An 18,805-nucleotide genomic window follows, 5' to 3' on the forward strand; every position below is an offset into this window, starting at 1 on the left:
CCCCAAGCACGCTCACCACTCCCACTCCGTTCCTCCCAACCCTCAGCCACACTCACCGATCCCAACCCGCCCCGCCCGCGTCCCCAGCCACGCCCAATCTCGCTCCGCTCCTCCCAACCCCAGCCATGCCCGACCGGTAACCCCGGCCACCCCCAACCCCGCCACGCCCAACCCACAGTCCGCCCTCCCAACAGCACCCACGTTCGACCCACGACCCACCACCACCAACCCCCGCCACGCCCAACTCGCACCCCGCCCTCACCCCCGCCCCCAAGCCACACTCCGCCCTCAATGCGCGGCCCCGCCTAACCGCGCCCCTCCCCACTCCCGTGAAGGGCTGGCTCACGGACCGATCACCGTCGGGCAGACTGGGTGATGCCAAGGCGAGCGCGTTGGAGCCCCCGATCGCCGTCGGCGGAACTCACGAAACGCTCACCCGCGAACACGTAAGGTAGCCACATGGATACCCCCACCGACGTTCTGCACCGCGTATTCGGCTACGACTCGTTCAGGGCGGGGCAGCAGGAGATCATCGATCACGTCGTGGCCGGCGGCGACGCGCTCGTGCTCATGCCCACCGGCGGCGGCAAATCGCTCTGCTACCAGATCCCCGCCCTGGTGCGCCGCGGCGTGGGGGTCGTCATCTCACCCCTGATCGCGTTGATGCAGGACCAGGTCGACGCGCTGCGGGCGCTCGGCGTGCGTGCGGGGTTCCTCAACTCGACGCAGGACTTCGACGAGCGGCAGCTGGTCGAGTCGGAGTTCCTGGCCGGCGAGCTCGACCTCCTCTACCTCGCTCCCGAGCGGCTGCGCGTGGACGCCACGCTGCGGCTGCTGGCCAAGGGCGAGATCTCGGTGTTCGCCATCGACGAGGCGCACTGCGTGGCGCAGTGGGGGCACGACTTCCGGCCCGACTACCTTGAGCTGTCCACGCTGCACGAGCGCTGGCCCGATGTGCCGCGCATCGCGCTGACCGCCACGGCCACCCCGGCCACGCACGCCGAGATCTCCTCCAGGCTCGGCCTGAGCGAGGCCCGCCACTTCGTCGCCAGCTTCGACCGGCCCAACATCCACTACCGCATCACGCCCAAGAGCGAGCCCAAGCGGCAGCTGCTGGAGTTCCTGCGCACCGAGCATCCGGGCGATTCCGGCATCATCTACTGCCTGTCGCGCTCCTCGGTCGAGAAGATCGCCGAGTTCCTGGTCGACAACGGCATCGCCGCCGTGCCGTACCACGCGGGTCTGGACGCCCGCACCCGCGCCACCCACCAGTCCCGCTTCCTGCGCGAAGACGGGCTGATCGTGGTGGCCACGATCGCGTTCGGCATGGGCATCGACAAGCCCGACGTTCGCTTCGTCGCCCATCTCGACCTGCCCAAGTCGGTCGAGGGCTACTACCAGGAGACCGGGCGCGCGGGCCGCGACGGCCTCCCTGCCACGGTATGGATGGCCTACGGCCTCCAGGACGTCGTCCAGCACCGGCGGATGGCCATGGAGGGCGACGAGGCCCACCGCCGCCGCCAGGTGGTCCACCTCGACTCCATGCTGGCGCTGTGCGAAACCGTGGGGTGCCGCCGGGTGCTGCTGCTCGACTACTTCGGCCAGAAGGGCGCCGAACCCTGCGGAAACTGCGACACCTGCCAGAATCCGCCCGAATCCTGGGACGGCACCGTCCCTGCCCAGAAGGTCCTGTCGACGGTGTTGCGGCTGGCGCGGGAGCGGCGGCAGAAGTTCGGCGTGGGGCAGGTGGTCGACATCCTGCTCGGCAAGAAGACCGCCAAGGTGCTGCAGCATGGCCACGAGACGCTGACCGTGTTCGGAGTGGGCACTGACCTGGGCAACGCGGAGTGGCACGGGGTGGTGCGGCAACTGCTGGCGCAGGGGCTGCTGGCGGTCGAGTCCGACTACGGAGCGCTGGTGCTCACGGACGACAGCACTTCGGTGCTCCGGGGACAGCGCGAGGTCCTGCTGCGCCGCGACACCCTGCGCCCCGCCCGGGCCAAGGTAGCCTCCTCGTCGAAAGGCCAAGCGGTGGCTGAGCTATCCGCCGAAGCGGCCCCGCTCTTCGAGCGGCTCCGATCCTGGCGGGGCGCCACCGCGAAGGAGCAGGGGGTGCCCGCGTACGTCATCTTCCACGACGCGACCCTGAGAGAGATCGCCACCGCCCGTCCGTCCTCACTGTCGGAGCTGAGCAACGTTAACGGCGTCGGCGAAAACAAACTGGCAAAGTACGGCGAACTCCTCCTGGAGGTCCTCCAGGAGGACACCTGACCCCCGCCACCCCGGCCCCTGCCGCCCGCCTCAGGCGTGCGTTCACCCTGTGCAGGAAGGGCGAGGCGTGGTGGTGGCGACGGCCGCACGAAGAACGGTCGTCGCCACCACGTTGGTCGGCCGGGTCACGGCGATCGGGTGTCGCCGCCCGCTGACGACCGGCCGGACGTGTGCTGGGCTTTATGGTCGGTGTCCCCGACATGGTTGCGGTACAGGATGATCGTACGGCGTGTGAGCGGGAAATGCTGGATGGGCTGGATTGTTCTATCTTTGAGGTTGGGGTCGTTGAGCTGGTCAGAGGGCTGTTGGCCAGTTCGGGTCACGGCCGAGATAGGCCAGAAGGTAGTCCTGGGCTGAGGCGCGCGGGGGCAGGGTCCTCGGCGGGGCGAACCTGTGCGGCCGGTCAACGTCCGTGACGAACAGATGGGCCAGGTCCAGCAGTTCCTCGGCCATGAGATCCGGGATCGGGTGCTGCTCACCACAGGCCCTGGCCACGTCCCAGCCGTGCACGGCAATCTCGATCGCACCCGCGGCGGCCACCATGGGCGCGGTCAAGTGACGATCGCCTATGGAGACCATCCCGGGATGGGTGACCGCGCCCACCCACACACCCAGCACCTCTGTGGCCCGGTCCCTGAGAAGGAGCGCGGGGTTGGCCCCGCATCCTTGCCTTCGCGGCCCAGAGCCACTGAAGCACAGAGCGGTGCTGTCTCCCTCTCCGGCCGCGGACGCAGCCACCTCGCGGATACCAGAGCGCGAAGAGGGGCTGTCTCCTCCCCCGGACGCGGATGCGTCCGACCCGCGAAAGCCGGTTCCCGATGAGGCGCCCCCTCCACCCGACGCGGGTGCGTCCGAACCGCGAAAGCCCGTGCCTGATGGGGCGCCGCACCCTCCACCGGATGCGGACGCGTCCGAACCGCGAAGGCCCGTATCCGGTGAAGCGCCGCACCCTCCACACGACGTAGACGCAGCCGAACCACGAAGGCCGGTTCCCGATGAGGCTCCGCCCCCTCCACCCGACGCGGATGCGTCCGAACCGCGAAGACCGGTGCCCGATGAGGCGCCGCCCCCTCCGCCTGACGCAGATACAGCCGAGCCGCGGATGCCGGAGCGCGATGAGGCGGTGTCTGCGCTGCCGGACGCGGGTGCGGTCGGCCTTCGAAGGCTGCGCTGTGGAGGAGTGCCAATGCCGTCGCCTGGTGCGGGGGTGGTCGGCCTTTGAGGAGCTGGGGTGGGCGGCATGCGTAGGTTGGGGGGTCTTGGCGTTGGGACAGGGGTGACGGGTATACGTGGCGGTGCTGGGGGGATGTGGCCGGAGGCGGCGTCGTTCAGGGTTCGGAGTGAGTCGGTCATGTGGTCGAGCAGGTGCTGGAGGTTCCAGTCCGCGCAGGGAGTGGGACGGCAGAGGGCGGCCGGGGTGACTACGCGGAGGCTGCCCAGCGCATAGTCGATCGCCCGTTCCAGCAGCGCAACCCCCGCGGCCAGTGCCTTTTCTTGATCGCACATATCGCCTCCTCTCTCACATGCAGACCCGCGTGCCCGGGAAAAATCATCGGCCCCGCATACGCTTGGGAGCCGGAGCCGGAGCCGGAGCCGGAGCCGGAGCCGGAGCCGGAGCCGGAGCCGGAGCCGGAGCCGGAGCCGGAGCCGGAGCCGGAGCCGGAGCCGGAGGGGAGATCTGTCACCGACTCGCCGAACGTCGGCGCGACCGTAGCCGGAGCCGGAGGGGGTTCTGCCTTGGGCCTGCTCAGCGGACTGCTTGACCGTTTGCCCGGTTTGCCCGAGGCCACGACGCCCAATATCGAGGTCGCCCACGGCTGAGCGTTCCGATGCCCGATGGCGTGGTGCTGTTCGCCGGCCGCTATCGACTGCGCGGTGCGGGGCCGCTGCGTGTGGTGCTCGTACGGACTCCGTACGGCAAGCACGAGCTCGACGCCAAGGGCACCGCTCGTGTGCCGGGCAGGCGCGGCATACGGGTTGTCGTGCAGAACGCACGCGGCACGTTCGGATCCGATGGCCGGTTCGCGGCCTTCCACCAGGAGAGGGAGGACGGGCTGTCCGCGGGTGCCTGGTTGCCGCGAGGCAGGCGGGGTGCGACGGGCGGCTGGCGACGGCGGGGCCAGTAACCTGGGATACACGTACGCATCGGGCGGTCGGGCCGTACCTCGATCCGCAACTGGAGGCGATGTGCCTGAGGTTGCCGCCGTCGCCCCCAGCCTGGAGGTTATAGCCGCCGGCCCCTGGGGTTGCGGCCATCGCCCCCCCAACCTGGGGTTGCGGCCATCGCGTCCCGGTCTGGGGTTGCAGCCATCGCCCCCCAACCTGGGGTTGCGGCCATCGTGCCCCGGTCTGGGGTTGCAGCCATCGCCCCCCAACCTGGGGTTGCGGCCATCGTGCCCCGGCCTGAGGTTGCGGCCATCGCCCCCCAGCCTGAGGTTACGGCCATCGCGTCCCGGTCTGGGGTTGCGGCCATCGTGCCCCGGCCTGGGGTTGCGGCCATCGCCCCCAGCCTGGGGTTACGGCCATCGTGCCCCGGCCTGGGGTTATGACCGCCGCTACAGCCGGGGCTTTTGGGCTAGTGATGGGTGGTGGTCGCTTCGCGTTGGTCCTGCCGGTCCGATGTCGTGGGTGAGTGGAACCATGCCGCGCCGCGTTGTGTGTCCATGTATTCGCGGACCCGTTTGACCTGGCCAGACTCCAGTTCGAAGATGAAGCAGTATTCGTTGTCGTAGTGGCCACCGTGGGCGAGGGTGGCCTGCAGTCGCATCTCGACGACCACGATGTCCCCGTCGGCGTAGAAGCCGCCGAACTCGATGGACACGTTGTCGACGAAGACCGTGGAGAATTCCTCGGTCAGGAAGCGCACGATGCGGTCCCGGCCGATGAGATGGTGGGTTCCATCGATGGCGCGGGAGGTCGCGTTGTCGGCAGGGGCGAGCCACTCCGCGTCAGGGGCGAAGACGTCGCGGACCCGGTCGGCATCACGCGTGGCGAAGACCCGCCAGGCGTCGATGACGAGTTGCTTGTTCGATGCGGCGCTCATGGAATGTCCTTATGGAGATGGGTGAGCCCGAATTCTCGCGGGGCCCTGATCAGCAGGTCTGGTCACATTCGGCCAGCGTTGGCAGCCTGTCCGGATCCGTCCGATCCGGTGAGCCGGTGGATGCCATGCTGGAAACGTGAACGCAGTCGGCGCCGTCCTGACCACCGGTATCTACTGCCGGGACGACTGCCCGGGCCGCCCCCTCCCGGCGAACACCACCCGCTACCCGTCCGCGGCCGCGGCGGAGGCGGCCGGGTACCGCGCCTGCCATCGGTGCCGCCCGTACCGGCAGGAACCGGCCACCGTCGCGGACATGCCCGAACTGGTGTGCCGCGGGGTCGAACTCATCGCCGACGGAGCGCTGGACGACGCGACGGAGAGCAGTCTCGCCGGTCGGCTCGGCGTGTCCCCACGTCACCTGCGGCGCATGTTTCTTCAGCATGCCGGGGTCACGCCCGACCAGCTCGCCCGCTCCCGGCGCGCGCACTTCGCCCGCCGACTTCTCGACGACACTGACCTTCGCATAGCCGACATTGCCTTCGCCGCGGGCTTCGGCAGCGTTCGGCAGCTCAACCGAGTCCTCATGGGCACCTTCCGCGGCGCCCCGCGTGAGCTGCGGGCCCGACGGCGGGTCACCGACCGCCTCCAGGCCGACGGCGGGCTGGCCCTCCGGCTCACTCACGACAAGTCACTCGATTTCGCGGCCGCACTGCGCCACCTGGCCGCACGCACGACACCGACCGTCGAAGCGGTCTCGTGCACCTCTTATCGGCGCACCATCCTCATCGATCACGACCCCGGCATGATCGAGATCACCCAGCGATCCCCGACCGAACTCCTGCTCGTCGCCCATCTCCCCCGGCTCAACGGACTCATCCACCACGTCCACCGGGCCCGGCGCATCTTCGCTCTCGACGACTCTGCGAGGACGTGCGGTTCGTGGGATCCGTTCGAAGTCGGTGTGCATGACATCGTGCGTGCCGGGGTGCCGGATGCCGCACGGGCACGGGCGATCCTGGGTGACCTCGCCGGCCGGTTCGGCGCGGTCGTGCCCGGCCTCGCCCCAGTCGGCCTCACCAGGATGTTTCCATTACCCGACGTCCTCGCTCGGGCCGATCTCGACGCGCTGCCCATCCCCGATGCCACCGTCCAGGCCCTACGATCGTTCGCGCAGGCGGCCGCGGACGGCTCGGCGACCCATCGATAGAAGCCGGAGCAGCCTGCGTTCGCCCCGGCGGGCTCGAGACCTTCAACGGCCGCGAGATCGGGAGGCCGAAGCTGAAAGCCGTGGCGCCTGCTGACCGTCGAAGCCACAAGCCACTGCGCCTGCCGACCTTGGACGTGGGATGCCCGCGAGGAGCGTCCAGGAGGCGGTCGACTCGCGCCGAGTGGCAGGAGCTGGTTGGCTTGGGGCCGTCAAAAGCGGTCGATCCGAGCGGGGGCTCTCCATGCGCAGTGTCGAACCCGAGGTCTTCATCGTCTCCCGTCCGTCGCTGGACTACGACGAGCTGGCCCGCTACCTGGCCGAGGTCGGCGGCGAGAGCTGGCTGGAGCGGCTCGATCGCGGCGACCTCGACGCGCAGAACCTCGCAGAGTTCGCCGGTCGGCTCTGCTACCGCTCCTTCGAGCCCGGCCTCAATCCCAACGTGGTCAGGATCAGGGAAAACCAGGACGATTACCTGCGCAACATCCTGGCCAGCGCACACGGCTCGGTCCTCGAGCACGTCAGCTTCAGCTTCGTGCTCCACAACGTCAGCCGGGTGCTGACCCACGAGCTGGTGCGGCACCGCCCGGGTGTGGCCGTCTCGCAGGAGTCGCTGCGTTTCGTACGGCTGGACGAGCTGCCGTTCTGGTTCCCGGAATGGGCACGGGAAGACGACGAGTTGATGAAGCGGGCCACGGCGGTGCTGGAGCAGCTCGAGCAGTTCCAGCTGTGGATGGGCGAGCACTTCGGGCTCGATGAGGAGGGCGTGCCGTTCTCGGAGAAGAAGCACCGAACGTCGTTCATGCGCAGGTTCGCCCCGGAGGGTGTGGCGACCGGGCTGGTGTGGACCGCGAACGTGCGCACGCTGCGGCACACGATCGAGGCTCGCACCGCCGCCGGCGCGGAGGAGGAGATTCGCCTGCTGTTCCAGCGCATCGGCGAGCTCATGCGCAAGGAAGCCCCCGCTCTGTTCGGCGACTACACCGTCGAGGAGGGCGGGGCCTGGGTGCCCGGCTGGCGCAAGGTCTGAGCGGTCGCGTCAGGCTCCAGGCTGTTGGCGCCCATGCTTCCAGCGAGTCCGGCTCGCTAGCCGGAACCTCCCGGTATCGCCCGGAGTACAGGTTGCATGAAGTGGTTGATGATGGTGACGCTGTTGGTGGTCGCGGCTGGGTGTTCGGCCGAGGTGCCCGCGCCCGTGGCTCGGTCGGCCGTCCCGGGTCCCATAAGCCCGAGTCCCGCAAGCCCCAGCGCCGTGGGCCCAGGCGCCGTAAGCCCGAGCCCCACAAGCCCCAGCGCCGTAAGCCTGAGTCCCATAAGTCCGAGCGCCGTTAGTCCAGGCACCGTAAGCCCGAGCTCCGTAAGCCCCGGCCCGACGGCTACCAGGGCTGCGTGTAACGGGACATCGGTGCTCCTCAGCGGAGGGTTTCCAGAGGTGCGGGGGGTGGGGCGGGATGCGGAGCTGTGGGGGTTGTTGTTCGTGGCGGGTCCGCCGCTGGCGCGCGGTGAAGAGATCAAGATCGTGTGGCGGATGACGGGTGAAGGGCCGCTGCGGGTCAAGGCGACGCTTCCCGACGGTACGCCCGCCAAGCTCGCCTGGGGGCCCGAGGAGCATGGCGGGTCGAGCTGGCACAAACCCGGCGAGGAGTGGGGTACGGGGTTCGTCTTCCCGAAGCGGGGCTGCTGGAAGATCGAGCTCACCCGTACGCGGGGCTCCGGGTACGTATGGCTGCCGGTCAAATAGTCCGGTCGATGAAGGCCGTCACGTCGTCCAGGACCTCGGCCTTGTTGGTCTCGTTGAAGACCTCGTGCCTGGCGCCCTCGTAGATCCGTTCGGTCAGGTCCGTACCCTTGATCGCCTCGACCCCCGGACGACTCCCGCTCAGCGGGACGAGCTCGTCGTCGGCCCCGTGCACCCACAGCGTGGGCAGGGGGCCGAGGCGGCCGCCCTTGGCGATCGTGGCCAGCGTCGTGGCGAACGCCTCCAGCGTGGCGCGCTTGAACGGGCCGTGCCACACCAGCGGGTCGGCGGCGTACGCGGCGCCCACCGAGAGGTCGCGGGAGAGGGTCGCCGGGTCGATCGGGACGTCCGGGGGCTCCTCGTAGGCCAGGAGGGTCGGGACGACCGCCCATTCGCCGATCACCGGGCCTGACAGCACGAGCGCCGCCAGGCCGTCGCCGTAGCGCTGGGCGTAGCGGGCCGCGATCATGCCGCCCATCGAGTGGCCGATCACCACGACCGGGACGCGGGGGTGGTCGTCCCTGGCCTGCTCCTCGACGGAGTAGACGTCGGTGACCACGTCCTCGAAGTCCGCGACGTGCACCCGGTCGCCGGCCGACTTGCCGTGGCCCGTGTGGTCGAGGCCGTAGACGGCGGCGCCGTGGCGGACGAGCCGGTCCGCCACGTACTCGTAGCGGCCGATGTGCTCGCCGTACCCGTGGATCAGGACGGCCACGTAGCGCGGCCGACCATGGGGCCATACGCGGACCGCGTTGAGGCCCGTGGTGCCGGTGAAGGTGTGCTCGCGCGACTCGGCCATGGTCACCGAGCGTACGCCCATGATCGCTTGATCGTCCACTGACTGGGATGCGGCTTGAGGTGGGCGGGTGGCGGGGACTGACGGTGCGCGGGTGGGGGGACTGACGGTGCGCGGGTGGCGGGGACTGCCGCGGCCGGAGGCGGTGGCGACGGGGGAGGCCGAGGGGCGGGGTTGAGGCGCGGGGCCGAGGGCCGGGGCGGAGGCTGAGGGGCGGAGGCGAAGCGCGGGGTTGAGGAGGGGGTGCTGTGGTGTCCGAAAACCGCTGACATTTGAGGGCTCGGCGGTGTTGAAGAAGGTATGGACATCCACAGCATCATCGAAAGCCCGTTGGGCCCGATCCTGCTCGTCGGCGACGGCTCCGCGCTGACGCGCGTGTCGTTCGACGTAAGCGGAGGGGCTGGTCTGCGGTGGGAGCCGGCCGCGTTCGAGGAGGTCGAGCGGCAGTTCGCCGAGTACTTCGCGGGCGAGCGGGTCGCGTTCGACCTGCCGCTCGCCACCCGCGGCACCCCGTTCCAGGAGCAGGTGTGGGCGGCCCTGGATGAGCTGCCGTACGGCACCACGACGACCTACGGCGCGCTCGCCGCGCGGGTGGGCGCGCCACGTGACCGGATCCGCGCGGTCGGCGCGGCCATCGGCGCGAACCCGTTGCTCGTCGTCCGCCCCTGCCACCGCGTCGTCGGGGCGGACGGCTCCCTGACCGGGTACGCGGGCGGCATCGAGCGCAAGCACGAGTTGCTCACGCTCGAAGGCGCCCTGCAGCCCCAGCTCTGGAGCACCGTCGGATGAACGCGGCGAAGCTGACGGAGGAGACCACGATGGACTGGGCGAAACTGACGGAAGAGGTCAACTCGTACGGGTGCGCGCTGACGCCGCCGGTGCTCACCCCCGAGGAGTGCAAGGAGATCGCCGGCCTGTACGACGAGATCGGGCTGTTCCGGTCCACGATCGACATGGAGCGGCACCGGTTCGGCGCCGGGCAGTACCGCTACTTCAGCCGGCCGTTCCCGCCGCTGGTGGAGAAGTTGCGGGCGGAGTTCTACCCGCGGCTGCTGCCGATCGCCCGCGACTGGGCGGCCAGGCTGGGCCAGCCGGCGCCGTGGCCGGACGACCTCGACGAGTGGCTGGACATGTGTCACAGAGCGGGGCAGACCAGGCCGACGCCCATCCTGCTGCGGTACGGACGGGACGACTGGAACGCGCTGCACCGCGACCTCTACGGCGACCTGGTGTTCCCGTTGCAGGTCGTGATCGGGCTGGACCGGCCCGGCGAGGACTACACGGGCGGCGAGTTCCTGCTGGTGGAGCAGCGGCCGCGGGCCCAGTCGCGGGGGACGGTGACGCTGTTGCCGCAGGGGCACGGGCTGATCTTCACCACGCGCGACCGGCCCGTGCGTTCCTCGCGAGGCTGGTCGGCCTCCCCCGTGCGGCACGGGGTGAGCACCGTACGGTCCGGGCTGCGGCATACGCTGGGGCTCGTCTTCCACGACGCGAAATGACGTACACGCTGGTGGGGGCCGACGGCCGCCCGTATACGAGTCCGGTGCCCGGCACGCTGGGCGGGCATCGAGGGGCCCGGCTGTACGGGCGGCTGGACTGTCCCTCGGCGCTGCGCTCGATCGCTCGCGGGGGATATATCCGGCATCGTGTGTTCTTCGCGGACGCCGGTGACGCGGTGGCGGCCGGGTACCGGCCGTGTTCGAGATGCTTGCCGGAGGCGTACCAGGGATGGAAGGGCCGGGAGACAGCGTGATGCGGGAGATCGCGCCGGGGGCGGTACACGTGCCCGGCTGGCTGACGCTGGACGAGCAGCGCCACCTGGTCGAGGCGTGCCGCGGATGGGCCACGGGACCCGTGCCGATCCGGCACACCGTGCTGCCCCGGGGCGGCGTGATGTCGGTCCGGACGGTGTGCGTGGGGTGGCACTGGCAGCCGTACCGGTACACGCGCATCGCCCACGACGTGAACGGCCGGCAGGTGGCCGAGTTCCCCGCGTGGCTCGGCGAGCTGGGACGGCGCGCCCTGGCCGACGCGTACGGACGACCCGGCGACACGTACGAGCCCGACACCGCCCTGATCAACTTCTACGACGGCCAGGCCCGGATGGGCATGCACCAGGACAAGGACGAGAAGTCCGACGCCCCGGTGGTGTCGCTGAGCATCGGCGACCGGTGCCTGTTCCGCTTCGGCAACACCGAGACGCGCGGCCGGCCGTACACGGACGTCGAGCTCGCCTCAGGCGATCTGTTCGTGTTCGGCGGGCCGTCGCGCTTCGCCTACCACGGCGTGCCGAAGGTCCATCCGGGCACCGGCGATCCCGCCACCGGCCTGGCCTCCGGCCGCCTCAACATCACGATGCGCGTCACCGGCCTCCGGTGACGTAGTCGAAGTCCTCATCGGAGAGCGTGCGCCGCAGCGTCCGCAGCACCTTCGCCGGGTCGTCGTCCGGCCCCTGCGCGTAGAAGGGCCTGCCGTCACGGCCGAACGTGATCGCCGCGTCCCCCTCCCACTTGCCCAGCACGTCGGACGCCGGAGCGAAGTCCTCGTGCGGCTCGAACCCGAGCGTCCGCGCGTAGTCGACGGACCCGAACACCAGGTGCCGGGCCAGCTCGATCGGCGCCTCCTGGAAGCCCGCGTACTCGCCGAAGAAGTACTGGCGGAAGCGCCGCAGGTCGCGGTCGTCGAGCACGTCGGGGCCGATCGCGTTCTTCGCCCCGAGGCAGTAGACGTCGGCAAGGTAGCCGGCCACCGTCATCCTGTCCCAGGTGTGCCGCCGCGCGACCAGCACGCACACCAGGCCGCCCAGTCCCGCGTCGGGGGCCTCGTCCACCCATCCGCGGGCCGGGTCGACGGTGAGCCCCTCGCTCCAGCCGATGTTGACCCAGCACCCGACCACCTCGGGCTCGGCGGTGGGGGCCTCCGAGGCGATGGCCCGCACCAGCGGCGCCACGACGGACGGCGACACCTTCAGCGCCTTGGCGATCTCCTTCGGGGAGCGGCCCTCGGCGCGCAGCTCGCGTACCCGATCCTTCAAGTCCATTCGGGCAGCCTAGCCGTCCTGGCCACCGCCGGCGGCGCCACCATGACGGTCAGGGCGGCGTGGCGAGAAGGACGTACATCAGCTGGGCGCCGATCAGCGCGAACGGCGCGAGCACCCGCAGCTCGCTGAACAGCCACCCCATGTGCAGGGCCAGGGCGACGAACACCAGGCACGACACGGACATCCACAGCAGGAGAGCCCAGGAAGGAATCCGCACGATCCGAGGCTAGGGGCCACTTGTGCAGACAGAGCCCGCCGAATGTGGAGAAAGCGTCAAGCTCCCCGGTGGAAGTAGGACCGGCGCGGCTCCTGACTGGTCAGGCGGCCGATGCAGCGCAGGAAGCGCGTGCCGTTCTCGAACTGCGCCTGCGACGGCGGCATCACGTCCGCCATCCAGCCGGCCGCGCCGGTGTTCCTGGCCGTGCCGACCCTGCTGGCCAGGAGCACCGCCCGGCTGCAGATCCGCTTGATCGTGGGGTGCTTGGCGAGGTCCTGCTGCACGTACGTGTCGGCGTCCGACGGGATCGGGACGACCGCGAACGTCTCCCACGAGTGCAGCTCCTCGCACCCGACCCGCCTGGCCTTCGTGTCGCCGGAGATGATGACCAGCCCGCCCCAGCACTCCGACTCCTGCACGCACGCCGCCTCACCGCCACGCACCTTGCTCGCCGGACAGTTCTCCGTGTACGTCTTCAGCCCCTTGAACACGGTCTTCGCCTCTTCCGTGGCGCTCGTGGAGGCCGACGCGCTGGGAGTCGACGCCTGGTTGCCGCCCGGCTCCCTGGTGACGTACGTGTAGACGACCACGCCGACGCCGACCGAGATCACCAGGGCCAGGGCGGCGGCGATCGAGACCAGGGCCCTCGAGGTGCCGCGCCGGGCGGGTGGCACGGTGTCCGCGTGGCCGCCCGGCGGCGGGCCGGTGACCGGCGGACCCATCATCGGCTGCGGCCCCGGGTGACTCGGATACTGCCCCATCGGCGGGGAGGGGGTCGGCGGCGCGGCGAGCCGTCCCCCGGAGGGTGCCGGGGCGGGCCCGAGCGGCACGGCGGCGAGGGCGTCGCGGAACGCCTCCGCGGTGGGCGTGCGCTCGCGCGGGTCGCTGGCCAGCGCCTGGCGCAGCACGGCGGTCAACTGGGGTGGCACGCCGGGGATGTCCGGAACGGGCAGGCGGTGCAGGGCCAGGATCATCGCCAGGTTCGGCACGCCGCTCTCGGGGAAGCGCGGCGGGCGGCCGTTCAGCAGCGCGTAGACGGTGGCGGCCAGCGCGTACACGTCACCGGCCGGGGTCGGCTCGGCCAGCTCGAACGCCTCGGGCGGCGCGTACGACGGCGTCAGGGACTCGCGCGTCACCGACGCCTCGGGCCCGGACGCGGGCATGGTGGCCAGCCCGAAGTCGGACAGCGCCACCTGGCCGTACCGGTTGACCAGGATGTTGCCCGGCTTCACGTCCCGGTGCAGCACCCCCTGCGCGTGCGCGGCGGCCAGCGCGTCGGCGATCCGTACGCCCACGTCACGCGCCTCGACCGGCGAGAGCCTCCGTCCGGACAGCGACCCGCCCGGGCACAGCTCAAGCACCATGTACGGCCGTCCGTCGGGCAGCAGCCCCGCGTCATAGACGGCCACGACGTGCGGGTGACCGGACAGGGCCCCGGCGGCCGTGACCTCGCGCATGAACCGGCGCCGGTCGCGGTCGGACAGCAGCACCCGGTTGTCGACCTTGAGCGCTACCTCGCGACCCACGGCCGACTGCACGGCGAGGTAGACGACACCGAAGCCGCCCTGGCCGAGAACACCCTTGATCTCATAGCCAGAAACCGATAATTCGGACACGCGCGGAAGCGTACAGGTTCGGGGCGACACCCACCGGAGCGAGGTGATTCAGCCGACGCTCTGGAGGACCTCGCGGAGCCGGGCCGCGTACGCCCGGGGATGGCTGGTGTTGCCGTTGTGCCCGCCCGGGAACTCCACCAGCTCCGTGCCCAGCAGCTCCGCCAGCTCGACCGCGCACCGGCGGTCGAAGACGTGGTGCGGGGTGGTCTGCCCGGCCGCGGGCAGGATGCGGGTACGGCACCCGCTCAGGTCGAGCTCGTCCTCGACGACGGCGGTGAAGTCGTGGCGGATGAAGAAGTCGAAGTTCGCCTGCCGTTGCGGCGTGATGGGCTGCGGGGTCAGGTCGGTCTCGGCGTCGTCGGTGATGCCGAGCACCCGCTTCACCTGGCCGATCGCCGCGGGCAGGCCGCCTTCGCGGTAGAGCGACTGGAGCTCGGCCAGCTCCTTGCGGTGTTCGGCCCGTTCGGACTCGGGCAGCAGCCACGGCGAGACGGGCTCGTGCGCGATGAGCAGGCTGAGCTGTTCGGGGTGCTCGACGGCCAGGTGCAGCCCGATGGAGGCGCCCAGACTCTGCCCCACCATGATCACGGGCTGGTCGGTGAGGTGGGCCAGCAGCCGGTGCACGTCGTCGGCGTGCTCGCGCACGCTCACGCCGGTGCCGGGGACCGTGCTGCGGCTGAGCCCGCGCCGGTCGTACGTGATCACCGTGTACGCGTCCATCAGCCGATCGACCAGGTCAACGGTGCGACCGGCGTCGCCCTCACCGCTCTGCGAGATCAGCAGGAGCGGGCCGCTGCCGCGCACCTCGTAGTAGAGGTCGACGCCCGGGATGCGCAAGGTGTCTGCGTTCATGCCTCCCAAGATAATCCATCAAATCTGATACATCAACTTCGATGCATTATTCCGGGGATCAGTTTGGCGGCCAGCTCCTCCAGGACCGCCACGGTCTCCGCCACGCGCCGCGGGTCCTCCGTGCCCAGCGCGATCCCCAGCGCGGCGTCGATCGGGGTGTCCCTGACCTGCGCCACCCGTTCGGACACCCCAGGCGCCTCACGGATGATCGTGCGCCGCCGATCCGCGGGATCCGTCTCGGCGATCACCGCGTCCACGGACCGCAGCCGCGCGATGGCCGCCGACACGGCGCTCTGCGGCAGCCCGGTACGGGCGGCGATCTCACCCACGGTGGTGTCGGGATGTCCGCGCAGGTCGCTCACCACGATCAGCACCGTGCGCACGCTCGTGGAGTGCTCACCGATGCCCTCGGTCGGCATGGCCTCCTCGCCGATCTTCATCAGCGTCCGGCCCAACAGGAACAGCTCGACCCCATTCACGAGCAGCAACATACCGGCGGTGATGGGTAGGGTCGTGCGACGTGACGACGGACCTGGAACGCCTTGCCGAACGCCTGCGCGAGTTCGCCAGGGTCAGGGACTGGGAGCAGTTCCACACACCCAAGAACCTGACGATGGCGCTGGCGGGTGAGGTCGGGGAGCTGGTGGCGGAGTTCCAGTGGCTCACGGCCGACGAGTCCACGCAGCCTGATCCCGATGCGCTCGCCCGGATCCGTACCGAGCTGGGCGACGTCACCCTCTACCTGGTCCGGCTGGCCGACGTGCTGGGCGTGGACCTGGTGGAGGCGGCCCAGGCCAAGCTGGACGACAACGACCGCCGCTACGACGCCGACCGCTACCGCGGCTCGGCCAGGAAGGCCCCGCCCTCCTCGCACTCCGGCTGAACCCCGGCAGCACTCACGACCTTACAGACTGCGTCCATTGCTGTAAGTTCGCTGGGAATCGGATCAAGGACGCGATGACGGGCCGTCGCGGCGACCTGGACCTTTCACTCCGCGTGACCGCCAAGCCGGATCGGGCCTGGAGCGGATCTTCGCAGCATGAGAGCCGACCACCCCCCGCTCGACACTGTGTTCGATTCTTGGATAGGTCACTTTCTGTGCTTCTTGACCGAATGTGCCGTTTTGTGGCGTGATGCGGATGTTTTGGATCGAGATCTTTAGATCCTCCTTATCTGCGACAAGAACGGAAAGATCAGTCATGAGACGCACACTGACCACGTTAGGCATCGGCCTGAGCCTGCTGGGATCCACCGCCATCTCCACTCCGGCGCAGGCCGAGGGCGAGATAACGGTGGCCCCTCTCGCCGCCACTGTGTCGACCGCTCAGGAGGTCGCGCGGTTCTGGCTCGCCGACGGGGCCGCCAACCTGAAGAACGCCACCCCCTATGCCGTACAGACCGAGGTCCAGGGGGAACGCGTGTCCACCCCCGTCTCCCCGGACACCAAGCCCGGCTCGGTCGCGCCGGTGGCGGGTCCGGCCGAGCAGAAGGGCAAAACGCCCACGACCACGGGCAAGGTGTTCTTCATCGGTGGTGACGGGCAGCCGCACTGGTGCACGGGCACCGCACTGCAGTCGCAGTACCGCAACCTCGTCGCCACGGCCGGACACTGCGTGTACGACATCCAGAGCTCCGACACCACACTCGGCAAGTGGGTCTTCGTCCCCGGCTACACCGCCGGCACCACCCCGTGGGGCCTGTACGTCGGGAAGCAGTCCTTCGCCCACTACGACTTCTCCACGTACAAGGACCACGACCGCGACTTCGCCTTCGTGAACGTCTACAACGGCGTGGTCTCGCCCTCCCCCGACGCGCTGACCAGCACCGGGAGGCTGGTCGACAACGTCGGCGGGCAGGGCTTCGCCTGGAATCAGCCGACGGACTCCATGATGGACGTCTTCGGCTACCCCGCCGGACCCAACCCTGACGGACGGCGGCCCTACACGGGCGAGAACCTGGAATGGTCCACCGGGCCGATCTCCACCATGACGCTGTCCGGCCTGCCCGACGACCTGTTCCTCGGCGTCGAGTCGCCGTTCACCGGTGAAGGCTCCCTCGGTTCTTCCTGGCTGTACAAGTACAGCAGCGACTACCGTGCCGGCTACCTCAACGGCATCACGATCAGCGTTGCCGACACCAACGGCGACGACCGCTACGACACCGGCGTCTCGCCGTACTTCGACGGCGCGGTGAACGTCATCTACAGGGCCGCCGCGGCGGCCTGGACCGGCTCGATCGCGTAGAACAGCTACCGCGGCTGGTGGTGGGGTTCGGGCGGCGGGGGCGGGTGCCGCCGGCCTACCTCGGGATCGGGGTAGGGGTGTGGGCGCTGGGTGGTGCCGCGCTGTTCGAGCCGTCGCCGTTCGTGCTCGCGGTGGTGCCGGCCGTGCTGCTGCTGGTCGCCCATCGCCGGGAAACCGTGGAACGCGACGACGCCGGACGGGCCTCGGAGGCCGGTCCGGCGTCGTCGCGGTACAGGGGGTCATGCCGCGTGGCGCCTGAGGATGGCGAGCGTGAGGGCGGCCAGGCCGATGAAGGTGATCGCGCTGACCATCGCCACCGTGTTGAGCCCCGTGGTGAACGCGGCCCGCGCCAGGTCCAGCAGGTCGGGCTGGTCCTTGGCGGCGATCACCGCGGCGGTGATGCTCTCGCGCACCGCCTCCACCGGCAGGTGCTCGGGAAGCTGCCCGCGGTAGACGGCGCTGCCGAGGCTGCCCAGCGCGGCCACGCCCACCGCGACGCCGAACTCGCCGCCCGTCTCCGACAGCGAGGCGGCGGAGCCGGCCTTCTCCGCCGGCGCGGCCGTCATGATGACGCCGTTGCCCACGCCCATCGGCAGCGCGATGCCAGCGGAGGCCAGGACGAGCCCGGTCACGACCAGCCCGGTGCCACCGGCGCTCGGCACCTGCGTGTGCAGGAACAGGCCGACCGCGCCCACGGCGAATCCGCCGGCCATGACGTACGCGGTGCCGACGCGGCGGGCGAGGGCAGGGGCCAGCGTCAGGGCGACGATCATGGCGAGGTTCTGCGGCACGAGCCAGAGACCCGCCTGCAGCGGGGACATGGCCTCGACGGTCTGCAGGTACTGGGTGGTCATCAGCGTCGTCCCGGCCATCACGACGCCGCCGAGCAGCATGGTCCCGAGCGTGGTCGCGAAGGCCCGGTTGCCGAACAGGCGCAGGTCGAGCAGGGGGCTGGCGAGCCGGCGCTGCCGCCGTACGAACACCACGGCGAACGCCGCCCCGGCCACGACCGCCGCCACGGGCACCGGGTGCCAGCCGCTCCGCGCGATCTCCTTGAGCCCGTACACGACCGGCAGGATGGTCGCGAGCGACAGTGCGACGCTGGCGAGGTCGAGCCGGCCCGCGTTCGGGTCGCGGTACTCGGGCAGCAGCGTCCGCCCGGCCACCAGCAGCGCCACCATGAACGGCACCCCCATCAGGAAGGCCGCCCCCCACCAGAAGTGCTCGAGCAGCAGCCCGCCCACGATGGGCCCGGCCGCCATGCCCAGCATGAAGCAGCTGAACCAGAGCCCGATCGCGGTCCCCATCTGCTTGGCGTCCTGGAACATGTTCCTGATCAGCGCCATCGACGACGGCATCAGCGTCGCCCCCGCGATGCCGAGCAGCGCCCGGGCCACGATCAGCATCTCGGCGCTCACCGAGTACGCGGCCACCACCGAGGCCGCGCCGAACGCCGTCGCCCCGATCATCAGCAGCCGGCGCCGCCCGATCCGGTCGCCCAGCGTCCCCATGGTGACCAGGAACCCGGCCAGCATGAAGCTGTAGACGTCCATGATCCAGAGCTGCTGCGGCGCGCTGGCCCCGAGGTCGGTGCTGAGGTGCGGCAGCGCCAGGTAGAGCACGCTGACGTCAACCGAGAGCAGCAGGGCCACGGAGGCCAGGACGGCCAGCCCGGTCCATTCCCGGCGGCCCGCGCGGGTGCCGGGAAGTGTGCCCTCGAGTGTGGTGGTGTTCATCTCGTTCCCCTTTCAGTTGTCTTCACAGTGCGGTAAGGGGCTTCCGATG

The 18,805-nt window shown here is 70.2% G+C and carries 21 protein-coding genes and 1 pseudogene; 11 read left to right on the forward strand and 11 right to left on the reverse strand.

Annotation, left to right across the window (positions count from 1 at the left end; translation table 11 throughout):
• Nucleotides 1–459 precede the first annotated feature (459 nt).
• Complete coding sequence (gene recQ, locus ACWDX9_RS14485; protein WP_449953380.1) at nucleotides 460–2,271, forward strand: DNA helicase RecQ; 1,812 nt, start codon at nucleotides 460–462, stop codon at nucleotides 2,269–2,271.
• 294 nt (nucleotides 2,272–2,565) lie between these two features.
• On the opposite strand, the gene ACWDX9_RS14490 is transcribed toward recQ, so the two are convergent.
• Nucleotides 2,566–2,874, reverse strand: a complete 309-nt coding sequence (locus ACWDX9_RS14490; protein ID WP_350730364.1) for a DinB family protein — start codon at nucleotides 2,872–2,874, stop codon at nucleotides 2,566–2,568.
• Nucleotides 2,875–3,564: 690 nt separating this feature from the next.
• Nucleotides 3,565–3,777: pseudogene (locus tag ACWDX9_RS14495) on the reverse strand (maleylpyruvate isomerase N-terminal domain-containing protein); the annotation flags it as partial.
• Nucleotides 3,778–4,100: 323 nt separating this feature from the next.
• On the opposite strand from ACWDX9_RS14495, the gene ACWDX9_RS14500 reads away from it, so the two are divergent.
• On the forward strand, nucleotides 4,101–4,397 hold the full coding sequence (locus tag ACWDX9_RS14500) for a CocE/NonD family hydrolase (RefSeq protein WP_449953383.1): 297 nt from the start codon (nucleotides 4,101–4,103) through the stop codon (nucleotides 4,395–4,397).
• A 449-nt stretch (nucleotides 4,398–4,846) separates the two neighbouring features.
• Here the strand turns inward: ACWDX9_RS14500 and ACWDX9_RS14505 are convergent, their stop codons facing one another.
• Nucleotides 4,847–5,314: a nuclear transport factor 2 family protein gene (locus ACWDX9_RS14505; RefSeq protein ID WP_449953386.1), complete on the reverse strand. Its 468-nt coding sequence runs from the start codon at nucleotides 5,312–5,314 to the stop codon at nucleotides 4,847–4,849.
• Nucleotides 5,315–5,450: 136 nt separating this feature from the next.
• Between ACWDX9_RS14505 and ACWDX9_RS14510 the strand changes: the two genes are divergently transcribed.
• The 3 genes from ACWDX9_RS14510 (at nucleotide 5,451) to ACWDX9_RS14520 (ending at nucleotide 8,259) form a co-directional block, all read left to right on the forward strand.
• Complete coding sequence (locus ACWDX9_RS14510; RefSeq protein ID WP_449953388.1) at nucleotides 5,451–6,521, forward strand: helix-turn-helix domain-containing protein; 1,071 nt, start codon at nucleotides 5,451–5,453, stop codon at nucleotides 6,519–6,521.
• Between the two features lie 241 nt (nucleotides 6,522–6,762).
• Nucleotides 6,763–7,548 carry an FAD-dependent thymidylate synthase gene (gene thyX / locus ACWDX9_RS14515; RefSeq protein WP_449953391.1) on the forward strand — a complete coding sequence of 262 codons (786 nt, stop codon included), beginning with the start codon at nucleotides 6,763–6,765 and terminating at the stop codon, nucleotides 7,546–7,548.
• Between the two features lie 411 nt (nucleotides 7,549–7,959).
• Entirely contained in the window at nucleotides 7,960–8,259 is a 300-nt protein-coding gene (locus tag ACWDX9_RS14520) for a hypothetical protein (protein ID WP_350729856.1), read from the forward strand.
• On the opposite strand, the gene ACWDX9_RS14525 is transcribed toward ACWDX9_RS14520, so the two are convergent.
• Entirely contained in the window at nucleotides 8,252–9,055 is an 804-nt protein-coding gene (locus ACWDX9_RS14525) for an alpha/beta hydrolase (RefSeq protein WP_449953499.1), read from the reverse strand. The genes ACWDX9_RS14520 and ACWDX9_RS14525 overlap by 8 nt on opposite strands.
• Nucleotides 9,056–9,352: 297 nt before the next feature.
• Here ACWDX9_RS14525 and ACWDX9_RS14530 point away from each other — a divergent pair, with 297 nt between their 5' ends.
• The 4 genes from ACWDX9_RS14530 to ACWDX9_RS14545 are packed head-to-tail and all read left to right on the forward strand — an operon-like array spanning nucleotide 9,353 to nucleotide 11,431.
• A complete protein-coding gene (locus tag ACWDX9_RS14530; RefSeq protein ID WP_449953394.1) occupies nucleotides 9,353–9,841 on the forward strand; it encodes a methylated-DNA--[protein]-cysteine S-methyltransferase in 489 nt (162 codons plus the stop codon).
• A complete protein-coding gene (locus ACWDX9_RS14535; RefSeq protein ID WP_449953395.1) occupies nucleotides 9,838–10,551 on the forward strand; it encodes a 2OG-Fe(II) oxygenase in 714 nt (237 codons plus the stop codon). Before ACWDX9_RS14530 ends, ACWDX9_RS14535 begins: the two co-directional genes overlap by 4 nt.
• Nucleotides 10,548–10,805, forward strand: a complete 258-nt coding sequence (locus ACWDX9_RS14540; RefSeq protein ID WP_449953397.1) for an Ada metal-binding domain-containing protein — start codon at nucleotides 10,548–10,550, stop codon at nucleotides 10,803–10,805. The genes ACWDX9_RS14535 and ACWDX9_RS14540 overlap by 4 nt, the downstream gene beginning before the upstream one ends.
• A complete protein-coding gene (locus ACWDX9_RS14545; protein ID WP_449953502.1) occupies nucleotides 10,805–11,431 on the forward strand; it encodes an alpha-ketoglutarate-dependent dioxygenase AlkB family protein in 627 nt (208 codons plus the stop codon). The genes ACWDX9_RS14540 and ACWDX9_RS14545 overlap by 1 nt, the downstream gene beginning before the upstream one ends.
• Here ACWDX9_RS14545 and ACWDX9_RS14550 read toward each other — a convergent pair.
• The 5 genes from ACWDX9_RS14550 to ACWDX9_RS14570 are packed head-to-tail and all read right to left on the reverse strand — an operon-like array spanning nucleotide 11,415 to nucleotide 15,268.
• The gene (locus tag ACWDX9_RS14550; RefSeq protein WP_449953400.1) at nucleotides 11,415–12,092 is read right to left on the reverse strand and encodes a helix-turn-helix domain-containing protein; all 678 of its coding nucleotides are present in this window, start codon (nucleotides 12,090–12,092) and stop codon (nucleotides 11,415–11,417) included. The two genes, ACWDX9_RS14545 and ACWDX9_RS14550, sit on opposite strands and share 17 nt — an antisense overlap.
• Nucleotides 12,093–12,141: 49 nt before the next feature.
• Nucleotides 12,142–12,309: a hypothetical protein gene (locus tag ACWDX9_RS14555; RefSeq protein WP_449953403.1), complete on the reverse strand. Its 168-nt coding sequence runs from the start codon at nucleotides 12,307–12,309 to the stop codon at nucleotides 12,142–12,144.
• 56 nt (nucleotides 12,310–12,365) lie between these two features.
• Nucleotides 12,366–13,925, reverse strand: coding sequence for a serine/threonine-protein kinase (locus ACWDX9_RS14560; protein ID WP_449953405.1), 1,560 nt, complete (start codon nucleotides 13,923–13,925; stop codon nucleotides 12,366–12,368).
• Between the two features lie 48 nt (nucleotides 13,926–13,973).
• Nucleotides 13,974–14,777 carry an alpha/beta fold hydrolase gene (locus ACWDX9_RS14565; RefSeq protein WP_449953408.1) on the reverse strand — a complete coding sequence of 268 codons (804 nt, stop codon included), beginning with the start codon at nucleotides 14,775–14,777 and terminating at the stop codon, nucleotides 13,974–13,976.
• 32 nt (nucleotides 14,778–14,809) lie between these two features.
• A complete protein-coding gene (locus tag ACWDX9_RS14570; RefSeq protein WP_449953410.1) occupies nucleotides 14,810–15,268 on the reverse strand; it encodes a MarR family transcriptional regulator in 459 nt (152 codons plus the stop codon).
• A gap of 29 nt (nucleotides 15,269–15,297) precedes the next feature.
• Between ACWDX9_RS14570 and ACWDX9_RS14575 the strand changes: the two genes are divergently transcribed.
• A complete protein-coding gene (locus ACWDX9_RS14575; RefSeq protein ID WP_449953413.1) occupies nucleotides 15,298–15,660 on the forward strand; it encodes a nucleotide pyrophosphohydrolase in 363 nt (120 codons plus the stop codon).
• Between the two features lie 63 nt (nucleotides 15,661–15,723).
• Here ACWDX9_RS14575 and ACWDX9_RS14580 read toward each other — a convergent pair whose 3' ends face one another.
• Nucleotides 15,724–15,978 (reverse strand): hypothetical protein, encoded by a 255-nt coding sequence (locus ACWDX9_RS14580; RefSeq protein ID WP_449953415.1) that lies wholly within the window; start codon nucleotides 15,976–15,978, stop codon nucleotides 15,724–15,726.
• On the opposite strand from ACWDX9_RS14580, the gene ACWDX9_RS14585 reads away from it, so the two are divergent.
• Nucleotides 15,977–17,020, forward strand: a complete 1,044-nt coding sequence (locus tag ACWDX9_RS14585; protein WP_449953418.1) for a trypsin-like serine peptidase — start codon at nucleotides 15,977–15,979, stop codon at nucleotides 17,018–17,020. The genes ACWDX9_RS14580 and ACWDX9_RS14585 overlap by 2 nt on opposite strands.
• Before the next feature lie 239 nt (nucleotides 17,021–17,259).
• Here ACWDX9_RS14585 and ACWDX9_RS14590 read toward each other — a convergent pair whose 3' ends face one another.
• Nucleotides 17,260–18,756, reverse strand: coding sequence for an MFS transporter (locus ACWDX9_RS14590; RefSeq protein ID WP_449953421.1), 1,497 nt, complete (start codon nucleotides 18,754–18,756; stop codon nucleotides 17,260–17,262).
• Nucleotides 18,757–18,805 lie beyond the last annotated feature (49 nt).

This window comes from Nonomuraea sp. NPDC003201, assembly GCF_053590415.1.